The organism is Calothrix rhizosoleniae SC01, from assembly GCF_900185595.1.
In the GTDB taxonomy this organism is placed as follows: Bacteria; Cyanobacteriota; Cyanobacteriia; order Cyanobacteriales; family Nostocaceae; genus Calothrix_A; species Calothrix_A rhizosoleniae.
Genome location: NZ_FYBH01000124.1, coordinates 23650 through 39499, shown reverse-complemented (window position 1 = coordinate 39499; position 15850 = coordinate 23650). Strand labels below are relative to the sequence as shown.

General features: G+C 39.6%; 13 protein-coding genes and 1 pseudogene. All 14 read left to right on the top strand.

The window, feature by feature from the left end; genetic code table 11:
- Positions 1-399: 399 nt before the first annotated feature.
- The 14 genes and pseudogenes from CALSC_RS07290 to CALSC_RS07235 all read left to right on the top strand — a co-directional run bounded on the left by CALSC_RS07290 (position 400) and on the right by CALSC_RS07235 (position 15833).
- Entirely contained in the window at positions 400-2343 is a 1944-nt protein-coding gene (locus tag CALSC_RS07290) for an ATP-binding cassette domain-containing protein (RefSeq protein WP_088240714.1), read from the top strand.
- 14 nt (positions 2344-2357) lie between these two features.
- Complete coding sequence (locus CALSC_RS07285) at positions 2358-3449, top strand: ABC transporter permease (protein WP_088240713.1); 1092 nt, start codon at positions 2358-2360, stop codon at positions 3447-3449.
- Between the two features lie 56 nt (positions 3450-3505).
- Positions 3506-4600, top strand: coding sequence for an ABC transporter permease (locus CALSC_RS07280; RefSeq protein ID WP_159460579.1), 1095 nt, complete (start codon positions 3506-3508; stop codon positions 4598-4600).
- A 113-nt stretch (positions 4601-4713) separates the two neighbouring features.
- Complete coding sequence (locus tag CALSC_RS07275; protein WP_143288181.1) at positions 4714-5241, top strand: hypothetical protein; 528 nt, start codon at positions 4714-4716, stop codon at positions 5239-5241.
- A gap of 287 nt (positions 5242-5528) precedes the next feature.
- A complete protein-coding gene (locus CALSC_RS07270) occupies positions 5529-9515 on the top strand; it encodes a magnesium chelatase subunit H (protein WP_088240710.1) in 3987 nt (1328 codons plus the stop codon).
- A gap of 186 nt (positions 9516-9701) precedes the next feature.
- A complete protein-coding gene (locus tag CALSC_RS07265) occupies positions 9702-9968 on the top strand; it encodes a type II toxin-antitoxin system HicA family toxin (protein ID WP_088240709.1) in 267 nt (88 codons plus the stop codon).
- Between the two features lie 145 nt (positions 9969-10113).
- Positions 10114-10449, top strand: a complete 336-nt coding sequence (locus tag CALSC_RS07260) for a type II toxin-antitoxin system HicB family antitoxin (RefSeq protein WP_200817586.1) — start codon at positions 10114-10116, stop codon at positions 10447-10449.
- Positions 10450-10582: 133 nt separating this feature from the next.
- Positions 10583-10651 (top strand): annotated as a pseudogene (locus CALSC_RS28000) (hypothetical protein); the annotation flags it as partial.
- Between the two features lie 63 nt (positions 10652-10714).
- On the top strand, positions 10715-11134 hold the full coding sequence (locus CALSC_RS07255) for a XisH family protein (RefSeq protein ID WP_088240707.1): 420 nt from the start codon (positions 10715-10717) through the stop codon (positions 11132-11134).
- On the top strand, positions 11122-11457 hold the full coding sequence (locus tag CALSC_RS07250; protein ID WP_088240706.1) for a XisI protein: 336 nt from the start codon (positions 11122-11124) through the stop codon (positions 11455-11457). The genes CALSC_RS07255 and CALSC_RS07250 overlap by 13 nt, the downstream gene beginning before the upstream one ends.
- Positions 11458-11795: 338 nt before the next feature.
- Positions 11796-12272, top strand: coding sequence for a chemotaxis protein CheW (locus CALSC_RS07245; RefSeq protein ID WP_088240705.1), 477 nt, complete (start codon positions 11796-11798; stop codon positions 12270-12272).
- A gap of 16 nt (positions 12273-12288) precedes the next feature.
- Entirely contained in the window at positions 12289-13542 is a 1254-nt protein-coding gene (locus CALSC_RS07240) for a CheR family methyltransferase (RefSeq protein ID WP_088240704.1), read from the top strand.
- 464 nt (positions 13543-14006) lie between these two features.
- Positions 14007-14150, top strand: coding sequence for a hypothetical protein (locus tag CALSC_RS26325; protein WP_159460578.1), 144 nt, complete (start codon positions 14007-14009; stop codon positions 14148-14150).
- A gap of 21 nt (positions 14151-14171) precedes the next feature.
- Entirely contained in the window at positions 14172-15833 is a 1662-nt protein-coding gene (locus tag CALSC_RS07235; protein ID WP_088240703.1) for a methyl-accepting chemotaxis protein, read from the top strand.
- Positions 15834-15850: the final 17 nt, after the last annotated feature.

Sequence of the window (15850 nt, the reverse complement as noted above, 5' to 3'; positions counted from 1 at the left end):
TACTTATTACGCTTAATTCCAGTATTTTCTTGATCTAATAAATATTTATCCATAAAAGACTTGTTACTCAGTTTATGAGGAGTTGAGTTCAAATAAAATCTGAACGGATCAACTCGTAACTTAACTCACATCCTGCATCTGATCGAATAAACCGGTAAAAAGCAAATAAAGAGTACCAAAATGTGTAGATGAGAGTTATATATTCAATATTTTAAAGTAATTAATACAACTTAGACTATAGTAATATTACATAATAAACTTCAAAAAAAGATTACGCGAACGCTTACCGCTCACTAATTTCAATTTCAGACCTTACAACTCTTGAAAAACGGGTTAAATTCAAAGAATTTGAGCACCTAATCTCAGTTTTTCTTTAATTAAAATTTTATATATTAAATAATGAAACAGAATCGAGCCATTATTCAAGTAAAAAAATTACGACAGTTTTATAAAAATTTTGCTGCTGTTAACGATATTGATTTTGAAGTATATCCTGGGGAAATATTTGGCTTGATCGGAACAAATGGTGCCGGAAAAACTTCTATCATCAAAGCCTTAGCTGGCGTACAACCCATAACTTATGGCACGGTTGAAATTATGGGAAAACACCCCTCAATTGTACGTTCTTCCCTGGGATATTTAACACAACAGTTTTCATTGTATTCTGATTTGAGCATAGACGAAAATCTACGTTACTATGTCAAAACACGTCGTCTTCCGGAAGAAATCTTTCAATCTCGCCGCAAGCAGTATCTCCAATGGTTAGGCTTAAAACCTTTTGCTAATAGATTGGCAGGTCATTTATCTGGTGGTATGAAGCAAAAGCTAGCCCTTTGCTGCATCTTAATAACCCAACCCCGAATTCTATTACTGGATGAAGTCTCCACAGGTATTGATGCAGTTTCCCGCCATGAGATTTGGAGCTTTTTATCAAAAATTGCTCGCGCAGGAACTACTATCGTAGTTTCAACTCATTATCTAGATGAGGCGGAAAGATGCGATCGCGTTGCTTTAATCCACAGGGGTACTATTAAAGAAATCGGAACTCCAGAAGAATTAAAGAATAGAATAGATTTACAATGTTTTGAAGTTGTACCTGACGATCCATTTTTAGCATCGGGAGCAATTTTTGCAGCAACGGAACAAGCTTTAAAAAATGAGATCGCTACCAAACCCAATTCTATCGTAGACGTACAAAGTTTAGGCGATCGCCTAGTAGTTTTTCTCCACAAAGAAGTACGATTTCCAGAGAAAAAGATACAAGAAATATTAAATTTTCACCAGTTACCTGTCACTAGTATCAACCCTGATCGTCCTACTCTGGAAAATGTTATGGCTTATAACTTACAGGAAACCTCCTCAGCCAAAGCACGTTTTCCGGAAGTGGGATCTGTATCTTCTTTACCCTCCATTGACAACTTTGGCAGTAATTGGATACTTAATGTTGATGGTGCCAGCAAAGCTTACGGTAAATTTCAGGCAGTGCAACCCCTCAACTTGAGGATTAATAGAGGGGAAATTTGTGGTCTGTTGGGAGCTAATGGTGCTGGTAAAACAACTTTAATGAAGTTATTATGCGGGCTGCTCGTTCCTAGTAGGGGTAAAATCGGCTTTACATCTGAGTATTTGTCTCTCTCTTCACCTTCAGTTAAGCAAAAAATTGGCTACATGAGTCAAAAATTTGCTTTGTATCCTAGTCTGACCATTCTCGAAAATTTGTCTTTTTTTGGTCGAGCCTATGGAGTTAGCAATCAGCAACTTAAGACTCGTATTGCTTGGCTACTGGAAACATTCGACTTGACTGGGCACGCTAATGTGCGGGTAGCTAATCTTTCTGGAGGTAATAAACAGCGAGTTGCTTTTGGTGCAGCTATTTTACACCAACCCGATATCTTATTTCTGGATGAACCTACCAGTGGGATGGATATTCTAGTCAGGCGACATTTCTGGCAAATTCTGCAAAAATTTGCTCGCCAAGGTACAGCAATTGTTGTCACTACCCACTCGATGGAAGAAGCAGAATACTGTACTAATTTGTTGTTTATGAGGTCAGGAAAACTAATTGTTCGTGGTTCGCCAAAAAATATCAAAATGCAACAGAAAGGGGTTTTAGTCGAAATTTTATCCAACTCTCCCAAAAAAAACCTGTATAACTTAGAACAGCAGTTTGAACCTTGGCGCATAATTCTGATGAGCGATCGCATTCAGATAATTTTAGAGCAACCCTCAGATATTTCTCGACTAGAAAACTACTTAGCTGCTGTAGAAACTGAATCTTACCAAATTACTCCTATTCCCTTCTCTTTAGAAGCAGCATTTCTCAAAATTGCCAAACACCCTTAGAGGATGATAGGGAAATGGAAACAATTTTAGCTCAGTGTATCAAAGAATTATTACAGTTTCGTCGCAATCGCCTAGCAGCAGCATTGGTTTTCTTGTTACCTTTAATGACCATGGTGATTTTTGGCTTTGCCATTCGTCTGGAAATTAAAGATGTGCCATTAGCAATCAGAGATTTTGACAATAGCCCCCTCAGTCGAGGTTATATCGAGCAGGTGTTTGCCACTAATCAGTTTAAGCCCTTAGCAGCCACAACGAAAGATGGCACGGACTTACTGGACAGGGGAATGGCTCAAGCAGTAATCATCATACCTCCCAACTTTTCACGTCAATTGCAAAAACAAAAAATCAATGCCATCCAGGTGTTAATTGATGGTACAGATGTGAACAACGCTAGAGTAATCCAAAACAGTCTTCGTGCTACCACTCAATTTTTCCTAGAAAAGCAAGGTTTTCAGATTCAGAGTCCTGACGTTTTACCCCATACCCGTATTTGGTTTAATCCTGGGCGAAAAGAATCTCTGTTTATTGTGCCTGGAGTATATGCTGTTGTGTTATTTACCTATCCCGCTTTGGTAACAGCAATGGCAATGGTACGAGAGAAAGAACAAGGAACATTGGTGCAATTCAAAGCATCAGGGATGAGTGCTTGGGAGTTTCTTTTAGGTAAGGTTTTAGCCTATGTATTGATTGCTATTGGCGAGACAGTATTATTAATGGGATTGGGGGCAGTACTTTTTAATGTTTGGCCAGTAGGAAATCCTTGGCCATTAATCATTGGCACTATAGTATTTTTGATGGTAAGTGTGATTTACGGGCTCCTTGTTGGAGTTTACTCTGGGCAAGCTTTAGTTGCCGTCCAGAGTGTTATGAATACAGGACTTTTAGCTTCTGTCTGGCTGTCAGGTTTTATATATCCTGTGGAAAATATTCCCTGGCCATTGTCAATACTTGCTGATATTGTGGCAGCCCGTTACTATATCGAACTCACGCGGGATGCTTTTGTTTTTGGAGCCGGCTGGGTTCGTATTAGTCATGTTATCCCGATCCTGCTCCTGCTGACTCTGGGAATGTTCGTGCTATCTTGGTGGAAATTTAGCAGAGACTGAAAATCCCTAATCCAGTATGGGAAATGAGAAAGGTTAAATTTTTTTCTAATAGAGGTATGTGGGCAGTTGTCTTTAAAGACATAACCAGCATTTTTCGCGATCGCCAACTTTTAATTACAATTGTTTTGGCACCGCTATTTTACATGATAGTTTATGGTTTTGCTCTCAATCCCAGCGTTCAAGAACTGAGCTTAGGGGTTGTAGACTATGCCCAGACTACAGCCAGTCGAGAATTTATTGCCATTCTAGCCACAAGCGATGTAGTCACCCCTAGGGTAGAAACTTTACAAGAAAAAGACTTACAGAGATCCCTAATGGCAGGAGACATTAAGGTTGCTCTGGTAATTCCCCCCAATTTTGAGCGTCGACTGGCTGAGGATAAGTTGGCTGATGTACAACTCTTAATTGACGGAGTTGATGCTAATCGAGTTGGTATTATTCAAAGTTATTTGAGTCAAATTATCCGTCAGTATCGCTATGGTAATGACAATCTACCTGAATCTTCGTTAATTAATCTGCAAACAAAAATTTTATATAATCCTGGGCTAGTAAGCAGTTGGTATTTTGTACCAGGGGTAGTGGGAGTAATTTTGACTGCCATTAGTACTTTTGCTGCTTCATCAACCATGACGGCGGAAAAAGACTATGGCACTTTTGAGCAACTTTCCCTCACTCCATTACGACCCTGGGAATTAATAGTTGGCAAATTAATTCCTCTTTTGGGAATTGTCCTGTTTATGGTACTAATTGCCAACTTTTTTAGTCAAATTGTCTTTGATTTACCCTTTCGTGGCAGTTGGTTAATGTTTCTCATTACCACTTCTGTTTATATTTTGCTGACATCTGAATTGGGATTACTCGTAGGTTTACTCAATCAGAATCTGCTACAAGCATTTCTAACCACACTTTTCATTAACGTACCTTTAGTACAGTTATCTGGAGCTTATACACCCATTGAAGCCATGCCTTCTTTTTTTCAAACATTGACCCTTGTCAATCCCCTACGCCACTACATTTTTATTTTGCGTAGTGTTCTCATCAAAGGTGTTGGATTTCAGCTTTTGTGGCAACCACTACTATTCCTGATGATAGTAACCTTAGGATTGTTCGTTCTTTGTTTATCTCTTTTTAAAAGGCAAAAAATATCATAATTAGATACAAGCAAATTAAAATCAGAAGATTAGCAACCCATTTTTCTTAAACAAGAAAATAACTTAGGAATGTGGATTAAATATGCCTATAAAACATGCATACTACTGACATCATGAATAAATATATAAGATATATTGTTTTACTGGTTCTATGCAGTCAATTTACTCTGGCTGGTTGTTCTGCAGATTCGGATAGATCAACAAATAACTCTTCTCAATCTACTGTACCTGCGGTTAAAAATTCTCAAGAAAACTCTTCTACAACAAATACTGCAACAGCCAAAAAAGAGGGAGAAAATTATAATTCGGTTGATTTCAGTCAACTTCCTCAAGGTGTATCTTTAATGGGAAGTGACCCCAAAGAAATTGCGATCGCAGTTTTTCCCCCACCTGAAGAGAAACCTCAAGAAGGAAATTTCCAGAGAAATGTAAGTGTCAATACAATTGAACCTAATTTTAAAACTGTCATCATCACGGAAACAGGTCTTTTAGATGATTCTGTAAATGGAATCCGCCATCGTGCAGATTTTGAATCATCTGGGACTGATAGCAAGTCGTGGAAAATGGTTTGGGTTGGAAAGCAATATAAGTGTCAGCCTGGTAGAGGTTCCCAGGATTGGTCATCGAAACTTTGTTTGTGATGCATCTTGAATGATTGCATCCAGGTCAATGTAAACAAAAATTAATATTTGTTAGTGTAATAACTTTAGTTTAAAGTTAAATTTTGTAAACAAAATCGCCTATTTTTATATCGTTTTGTGTCAAACAAACGATAAACAAGGCTTTGGATGGGCATTTTCTGATAAAAACTTCATAGTGCCTCAAAATTGAGCAGGTTATTGCGGTTTATCAATTCCGTAATAGTTAATGCTAAGCCGAGCCTTAAATATTATTCGCAGAGAACACGCATCAAAGGAGCTTCATTAGCATGTTCACTCACGTCAAGTCCACCATTCGTCATATTGCACCCAATGACTTGCGGGGGCGGCATTTACTCAAGGTGGTCTATGTCGTGTTAGAGTCCCAGTATCAGAGTGCATTGTCACAAGCTGTTAGGACTATTAACGAAAACCATCCTCATTTGGCGATTGAAATCAGTGGTTATTTAATTGAGGAACTCCGGGATACAGATAATTATCAAGAGTTCCAAAAAGATATGGAGACTGCCAATATTTTTATTGCCTCCTTGATTTTTATTGAAGATTTAGCCCAAAAAGTAGTAGAAACAGTTAAACCACACCGGGATCGTTTGGATGCGGCGGTGGTATTTCCATCTATGCCAGAGGTAATGCGCCTGAATAAAATGGGTAGCTTTTCTATGGCACAGATGGGACAGTCAAAGAGTGTCATCGCCCAGTTTATGCGGAAGCGTAAGGAGAAATCTGGGGCTGGGTTTGAAGATGCAATGTTAAAGCTATTAAGAACATTGCCACAAGTGCTGAAGTTTTTGCCTGTGGAAAAAGCTCAGGATGCCAGAAATTTCATGCTGAGTTTCCAATATTGGCTGGGAGGTTCTCCAGACAATCTGGAAAACTTTTTGTTGATGTTAGCTGATAAATATATATTTAAAAATGTAGATAAACAAAATTCTACTGCTCTAGAATACCAACAACCCGTAGTTTATCCAGATATGGGGATTTGGCATCCTTTGGCAACTACCATGTATGAGGATGTACGGGAATATCTCAATTGGTATAACAGTCGTCAGGATATTTCCCCGGATTTAAAAGATCCCCTAGCTCCTTGTGTGGGTTTGGTTATGCAACGTACCCACCTAGTTACTGGTGATGATGCCCATTATGTAGCTATTGTGCAGGAATTGGAGTCAATGGGGGCAAAAGTAATGTGTGTTTTTGCCTCTGGTTTAGATTTCTCCCAGCCTGTGAATGCTTATTTTTACGAACCTAATACGAATACACCTTTAGTAGATGCGGTGATATCTTTGACTGGTTTTGCCTTGGTAGGGGGGCCAGCACGCCAAGATCATCCCAAGGCGATAGAATCCTTAAAGCGATTAAATCGCCCTTACATGGTGGTATTGCCCCTAATATTTCAAACTACAGAAGAATGGCAAGATAGTGATTTAGGTTTACATCCAATTCAGGTGGCATTGCAAATAGCGATCCCTGAGTTAGATGGGGCAATTGAGCCGATAATTTTATCTGGGAAGGATGGTAATACAGGTAAAGCGATCGCCCTGCAAGATCGGATTGAATCAGTGACAAAAAGGGCTTTGAAGTGGGCGAATTTGCGTCGTAAGCCCAAGTTAGATAAGAAAATTGCGATTACAGTATTTAGTTTTCCCCCGGATAAAGGGAATGTGGGGACTGCGGCTTATCTGGATGTATTTGGTTCCATCTACGAAGTGATACAAGCCTTGCAGCAAAATGGCTATGACGTACAGGATTTGCCAGATAGTCCTCAAGCATTAATGGAACAGGTAATCCATGACGCTCAGGCACAGTATGCCAGTCCAGAACTCAATATTGCTTATCGCATGTCTGTACCTGAGTATGAAGAACTGACTCCTTATTCCCAAAGATTGGAAGAGAACTGGGGACCACCACCAGGGAACCTAAACAGTGATGGGCAAAACCTCCTGGTTTACGGTAAGGCATTCGGTAACATCTTCATTGGTGTCCAGCCTACCTTTGGTTATGAAGGGGATCCCATGCGGTTGTTATTCTCCCGTTCTGCTAGCCCTCACCACGGCTTTGCTGCTTACTACACCTATTTAGAAAGAATTTGGGGTGCGGATGCGGTGCTCCATTTTGGTACCCACGGTTCCTTGGAATTTATGCCTGGAAAGCAGATGGGGATGTCTGGTGAATGTTATCCAGATAACTTAATTGGCAGTATTCCGAATCTGTATTATTACGCAGCTAATAATCCCAGTGAGGCGACAATTGCCAAGCGTCGGGGTTATGCGGCCACTATTTCTTACTTAACACCCCCAGCAGAAAATGCTGGTTTATACAAGGGTTTAAAGGAACTGAGTGAATTAATTGCTTCTTACCAAACCCTGAAAGATACTGGACGGTGTATTCCCATTGTCAACACCATCATGGATAAATGCCGGATGGTGAACTTGGACAAGGACATTGACATCCCAGAAATCGATGCTAGGGAGATGGATGTCGAAGAACGGGATAATATGGTTGGCATTGTCTACCGCAAGTTAATGGAAATTGAATCCCGGTTGTTACCTTGTGGATTACATGTTATTGGTAAGCCTCCCACTGCGGAAGAAGCGATCGCAACTTTGGTAAATATAGCCGGTTTAGATCGGGAAGAGGAAGAAATTCTCAGCCTACAGCGCATTATTGCCAATAGCTTAAATCGGGATATTGAAGAAATTTACCGCAACAGTGACAAAGGCATTTTAGAAGATGTGCAACTGTTGCAAGATATCACCATCGCCACCCGTGATGCTGTTGGTTCCTTAGTCAAGGAGAAAACCGACGCTGAGGGTAGGGTTTCTCTAGTTTCCAAGTTGAATTTCTTCAATATGGGTAAAAAAGAGCCTTGGGTAGAAGCACTTCACCAAGCGGGATACACCGATGTTGATCAAGAAGCTCTCAAACCCCTCTTTGAATATTTAGAATTTTGCTTGCAACAAATTTGTGCCGACAACGAACTAGGTGCATTGCTCAAAGGATTAGAAGGGGAATACGTTCTTCCTGGCCCCGGTGGCGATCCCATCCGTAACCCCGATGTCTTACCTACAGGTAAAAATCTTCACGCCCTAGACCCCCAATCCATTCCGACCCAAGCTGCCGTCCAATCAGCTAAAGTTGTTGTTGATAGACTACTGGCAAGGCACATGGCAGAGAACGAAGGCCAATATCCAGAAACTATTGCTAGTGTGTTATGGGGCACTGATAATATTAAAACCTACGGGGAATCACTGGCACAAATAATGTGGATGGTGGGTGTGCGTCCTATTCCCGATACCCTCGGTAGGGTGAATAAGTTAGAATTGATACCCTTAGAAGAGTTGGGAAGGCCGAGAATTGACGTAGTGATTAACTGTTCCGGGGTATTCCGCGACTTATTTATTAACCAAATGAACCTGTTAGATCAAGCGGTAAAAATGGCTGCAGAAGCCGATGAGCCATTAGAAATGAACTTTGTCCGCAAGCACGCTATGGCTCAAGCAGAGGAAATGGGAATTAACCTGCGTCAAGCAGCTACCCGTGTATTTTCTAATGCTTCTGGTTCCTACTCCTCCAACATTAACTTAGCGGTGGAAAACAGCACTTGGGAAAATGAAGGGGAATTGCAGGAAATGTACCTGAAGCGGAAATCCTTTGCCTTTACTGCGGATAATCCGGGGACAATGGAACAATCGCGGGAACTGTTTGAAAAGACATTGAAGACGGCTGATGCGACATTCCAAAACCTGGATTCATCGGAGATTAGTTTGACAGATGTTTCCCACTACTATGATTCCGATCCCACCAAAGTAGTAGCGAGTCTGCGGGGTGATGGGAAAACCCCAGCATCCTATATGGCGGATACCACCACAGCCAATGCTCAGGTTCGTAGTTTATCAGAAACCGTGCGCTTGGATGCTCGGACAAAATTGTTAAATCCCAAGTGGTATGAGGGAATGCTTTCCCATGGTTATGAAGGGGCGCGGGAGTTGTCCAAGCGCTTGGTAAATACAGTGGGTTGGAGTGCTACCGCAGGTGCAGTGGATAACTGGGTTTATGAAGATGCAAACGACACCTTCATGAAAGATGAAGAGATGCAGAAGCGTTTGTTGAATATGAATCCCCATTCCTTCCGCAAGATGGTGACAACCTTCTTGGAAGCCAATGGACGGGGTTATTGGGATACAAGCGAGGAAAATCTCGATAGATTGCGTCAGTTGTATCAGGAAGTTGAGGATAAGATTGAAGGGATTGAGTAAACTTTCCCAGATTGAAAACATTAGGTAAATTTTCAGGGACACAGTAACACCAACTGTGTCCCTTAACGCGTGAAAGCAAGATTGAATTGCATATGATATCATTTCACGATATCATATATATAAATCCTAAAGAAAGCAGTATTTTTAGATGCTTATTGAAAAAATAATGAATTATTATCAATTCAAATGGAAGAATACCTTAACAATAAGCAAAAAGAAATTTTAGAATTAATTTTTGCAAGTCCGATTCCAGCAAATATTGTATGGAGAGATATTGAAAGTTTATTTATAGCATTAGGTGCTGATATTAGCCAGGGAGGAGGTTCTAGGGTTCGTGTGAAGTTAAATGGAGTTAGAGCAGTTTTTCACGAACCACATCCTCAGAAAGAAACTGATAAAGGAGCAGTCAAATCAGTCAGAGATTTTTTGATGGAGGCGGAAATTGAACCGTAATAAAATAATTATTAGATACTGGAGATAAACCAGTCAATATGAGGGTAAGTTTTATACTTACCCCACATATGGGAAAGTTGAAACTTTCAAGTAAATAAATAAATTATCATTACTCTGGATACAGTTGTATTTAGATATCGTCATGATGACTTACAAAGGTTACACAGCTAGTATTGAAGTAGATGTAGATGCCGGAATTCTTTTTGGTAGGATTTTAGATATTAAAGATGTAATCACATTTAAGGCAAGAACTATTGATGAAGCACGTCAAGAATTCCAAAATTCTGTTGATGAATATCTGGCTTTTTGTGAAGAATTAGGAGAAGAACCTGATAAACCTTTTTCTGGAAAACTTCCCTTTCGAACTACGCCAGAAAATCATCGGAGAATTTTTATTGCTGCTAAAAAAGCTGGTAAAAGTATTAACAGTTGGATGGATGAGGTTTTAACTAATGCTGCCAAAAAGGTAACAAATATATAGATGAGCTTTAATAATGGCTGTAAAAATTAACTATTCGATGGATAAAGTTTTAAGTAATTCTGTTAATAAATTTATAAATGAATCAATCAGAGACATGGCAATAGTGTTTAACTAAGTGTAAAAATTAGCTGCTGGTGAAACCCCAGAACAAATTCTAAAATCCCATCCAAGACTCACCCGTGAATTGATTCAACCAGCTTGAGAATTTTTACGGATTGTATGAAATAACCCGAAATTAAAATAAGAAATATAATTATGAATATATATGCCTGCTAAAGATGTTTTTCATGAAGTTGTCAAAATAGCGTTACAGAAAGACGGTTGGCAAATTACTAATGATCCGCTCACAATCAGCGTCGGAGGAGTTAATCTTTCGATTGATTTAGCCGCAGAAAAGCTGATTGCAGCAGAACGCAAAGGACAAAAAATTGCAGTAGAAATCAAAAGTTTTTTACAGAAGTCCTCTGCTATCTCAGAATTTCATACGGCATTAGGACAGTTTATTAATTATAGAGGTGCATTGAGAAGGTTACAACCGGAGCGTATTTTATATTTAGCAGTACCTTTAACAACTTATAAAACATTTTTTCAACTTTATTTTCCCAAAGACATGGTTGCAGAAAATCAAGTAAAAATGCTGATTTATGATGTAGAGCAAGAGGTAATTTTTCAATGGATAAATTAACTAAATATCGGCAGTTGGTACAAAAAAAGTTACATGATTATAGTAGGCAAAAACCAGCTTACGGAAATATAGAAGTAGAGACAATATTTGATAAAGAACGAGACCATTATCAAATAGTTCATATCGGTTGGCAAGGTCAAGATTGGGTACATAGTTGTATCATTCATATTGACATTAAAGGTGGCAAAATTTGGCTTCAGTGGAATGGTACAGAAGATGATATTGCTGCTAATCTGGTAGCTGCGGGAGTTCCCAAGAAAGATATTGTATTAGGGTTTCAGTCTCCTTTTATGAGGCAGTTTACAGAATATGCAGTGAGTTAGAAGCGACGGTTAATTTCAGGTTAACTATTTTTAGTATCGCTTATCGTCACGTCCTTCCTGCTGCGGTTACAATTAACCTGAGTTCGGGATAATAAATCCTCGCAACACCTGATGTATCGTTGTTCGCTCCGAAGCTCTGTTTTGAGTTCTTCTCAATAAGCCATGTTGTTGAGATTAGTCTTATTTATGAGCCTTATTGACAAAATGATGCCAATTTAATCCCTTCTTTAAGAACTTATGGTTTTGCTAAATCCCTACATAATAAGGTTTTTAGCTTTTGGCTTAACCCGAACTCTGGTTGAACTAATAACAGATGTGGATATTCATGGAGTTAGTAAATGTTATTTTTATTACTAAGTATTGATAATAAACGTTATGCCTTAGAAAGCCAGCAGGTTGTAGAAGTGCTTCCCCTGGTTGTCTTAGAAACCCTTCCCCACACACCTGAATACATTGCTGGAGTTTTTAACTATCGAGGACGAATTGTTCCAGTGATTGACTTATGTCAATTAATGCGGGGTAAACCCTGCTACGAGCATTTGAGTACTCGCATTATCCTAATTAACTACAATAATAGTGAAGGTAATAATTCTTCAGAATCTGCAACTTCCCATGTTTTTGGTTTGATGGCAGAACGGGTTGTAGAAACTTTACGCAAGTCTGACACTGAATTGATCGATCCAAACATCCAGATAGATGCAGCTCCCTACTTGGGTAAGATGATTGTAGACGACCAAGATATGATTCAGTGTATAGACTTAGATTGTTTGTTGTCAAAAGTTGAGCAAATGCGTTTTTTACTCCAAGCTAAATAAAATTTTTTATATGTAAATGACACAATCTGTTATCGAAATTTTACTGAAAAGCAAGGTAGGCTTAGATGTAAATTCAATTAATTCTGGCATAATTACTAGAGCGATCGCTCAACGGATGGCAGATTGTGGAATTCCACAGATAGAAAGGTATTTACAGAGATTGCAGGAATCTAACCAGGAATGGGAGGCACTAGTCGAAGGTGTGATTGTTCCAGAAACCTGGTTTTTTCGAGAGCGAGAATCGTTTAATTTTCTCAAGCGTTATGTAATGTCTGAGTGGTTGTCAACTCAATCTCAGAGTGTACTGCGGGTTCTCAGTATTCCCTGTTCTACAGGGGAAGAACCTTATTCAATTGCGATCGCTCTTTTGGAGGCAGGGTTAGCTGCTGCAAATATTCATATTGATGCTGTTGATATTAGTAAAAACAACTTATTAGCTGCCCAACGAGGCATTTATCACAATTACTCATTTCGTGGCAATCCTCCCTACTTTCAAGAGTGCTATTTTCAACCAACAGAGGCAGGATATCAACTATGCCAACAGGTAAGGGGCATGGTTGATTTTATACATGGTAACTTGGCAGATCCTCGTTGTTTGGTTGGCGTACCGCCCTATGATGTTGTCTTTTGTCGCAACTTGTTGATCTACTTCGATGCCGCCACCAAGAAACGCACAATGGGACTTCTGGAAAGATTGCTTACCAAAGATGGCTTGCTATTTCTCGGCCATGCGGAAACTGGGTTGTTTCTCAATACTCGGTTTATCCCAGTTCGTCATCCTAGAGTCTTTGCCTATCGTAAGTCTAGAGTACAAGGGAGCGATCGCCCAGCAACTACGAAAAAACCCACCTTAACTCAGCAAAGAAAACTAACTACAAACAAAAATCCTTTTTTACAACCCACACAGTCTAAAAAACAAGACGTTATCACTAAAAATACTGAAAAGCCATCAGAAAATTCCCAGGCTAACTTGCTGGAAACAAGCAAAACTTTAGCAAATCAAGGTCGTTTGCATGAGGCAGCACAACTATGCAATGACTATATTAGCCAAAATCCCGTCAGTGCTGAGGCATATGTTCTACTTGGTGAGGTGGAGCAAGGCATGGGCAACAATGAGCAAGCAGCACAGTCTTTCCACAAGGCAATTTACCTGCAACCTAGTTGTGAAGAAGCACTTACACATCTAGCATTACTGAGAGAAAACCAGGGGGATTTGGGAAGCGCAACTTTGCTCTGGCAGCGAATACGGCGACTCCAGAAGAGAAGGTAATATCATGTCCGGTTAAATACTTATGGTTAAGACTGCCAGGGGGCAGGGGATAAAAAAGTGTGGGGAGTGTGGGGAGTAACTTTTTGGATACTTAGCTAGAAATCCCATACAAACTGTAAATATTACTAATTGTTTGGGAATTATAAATACACAGTGGGCATAATTCATCAGAGTTTAGTGCCTGACCCTATCCCTAATATACCCTACTGTCGTAACACAGCTACATGTGTGAAATTCTTGTGGGATGGGCTGCTAGCCCGCACCATAATCAAATCTACAGCATATTTCATTTTACAAACGGGCAGGGATGCCCATCTCACAAGAGCTTTTGTATGTAGCCTTGCCTTGTACTTTATTTACCTGCCAAGTGCTGTATGCCACCATTTTAGGCGTGTCTAGCAACTATATATTGAAACAATAAAAGATGAGTCCTATAAGTAAAATTTATAGACTAGAAAGAACATATGAAACAAGGAACGCAAGCAACAAAAATTAATCAACTCGTCCTGGGTGGTTTTGGACTAATTATTGTACTAACAGGAATTACCAATTTTGTATCTAAGTCAGTTAATGATTCTTTTTCAGAAGCCAATGATTGGATTAAGTAGGTAGGTGTAAAAAATGATCGTTTGGATCAGGCAGGGGGCAGGGAGCAGGGAGCGGGGGGAACAAGGGTTTTAGGCTTATTTACTTTTCTTCACATAGTTTGGTTTTATTGTGCCGACTTACTTATACATACTGAGGATGTTAAAGCACGTTTAATAAGTATAAAAAATATTTTAGTTGATGCAGAAACAGGTCAAAGGGGATTTATAATTACAAACAAAGAAAGATATTTAGAACCTTATATTCAGGCGAAACAAGATATTTCGGAAATTATCAAAACATCTAAAGAAAAAATCAGTGATAATCCTGAACAAGTAACTAGACTGAGTAAAATAGAAGCCCTTGCCGATAAAAAATTTGAGGAACTAGCAGAAACAATTGCTTTGAAAAAAGCAGGAAAAGAACAAGAAACTTTGTCTTTAATTCTTTCTGATAAAGGCAAAAAATTTATGGAAGAAATCAGGCAAGGGCTTGATGAAATGCTGCAAATAGAACAACAATTACTAGAACAGCGAACAAAGAAAGCTGAACAAATTCACAATATTGCTAACTTTGTTTATTGGGCAAGTGTTTTATGCATAAGTATTGTTGCAATTATCGTATCATTTTTGATTATTGTTGTCCTCAACCGCTCTTTGAATCTTTCCTTACAAAGCGCATTTAATTTTACAGAGCAAATTGCTGCGGGTGATTTAACAAATAAGTTGGATGTCTCCTCGAATGATGTAATTGGTAAGTTAATGACTGCACTCAAAAATATGAGCCACAGTCTAAACATCCTCATTCACAAGGTACAACGGTCAGGTATTCAGGTCACATCTTCTAGCACCCAGATAGCGGCTTCTGGTAAACAATTAGAAGCAAGCATAACTGAACAAGTTGCTGCTACCAACGAAGTTGCTGCTGCTGCTAAGGAAATCTCTGCCACCTCCACGGAACTGGTGAAAACAATGGAGGAAGTCGCTGAAATGTCCCAAATGACCGCAAAAGCAGCTAGTGAGAACCAAAAAGACTTATCGCAGATGGAGACAACCATGCAGCAGCTGACAGAAGCCACCAACTCCATTGCTGCCAGACTGGGGGTTATTAGCGAAAAAGCAAACAATATTAATAATATTGTTGTCACCATTACTAAAGTGGCAGACCAAACCAATTTGCTGTCTTTAAATGCCGCTATTGAAGCAGAAAAAGCCGGAGAATATGGCTTGGGGTTTGCTGTGGTTGCTCGAGAAATTCGCCGATTGGCAGACCAAACCGCAGTTGCCACTCTAGATATTGAACAAATGGTGAAGCAGATGCAGTCTTCGGTGTCCACAGGAGTAATGGAGATGGATAAATTTGCTACCGAAGTGGGACGGAGCGTGGAAGATGTTGCTCGCATCAGTACTCAAACCACACAAATTATCGAACAGGTACAACAGTTAACACCGCGATTTGAAAACGTTAACCAAGGTATGGAAACCCAGTCCCAGGGAGCCCAGCAAATTAGTGAAGCGATGAGCCAACTAAGCAATACCTCGATGCAAACAGCAGATTCCCTGCGGGATATTAATCATGCGATCGCCCAACTGAACCAAGTTTCCCAAGGACTGAGCCAAGAAATTTCCCGCTTTAAGTTGAAGGCAGAAGATTTTACACCCCGTCACACTGAAAGTTATCAAACAATTTCACCAGGGATAGCGTAATTTTTGATTCGTGATTT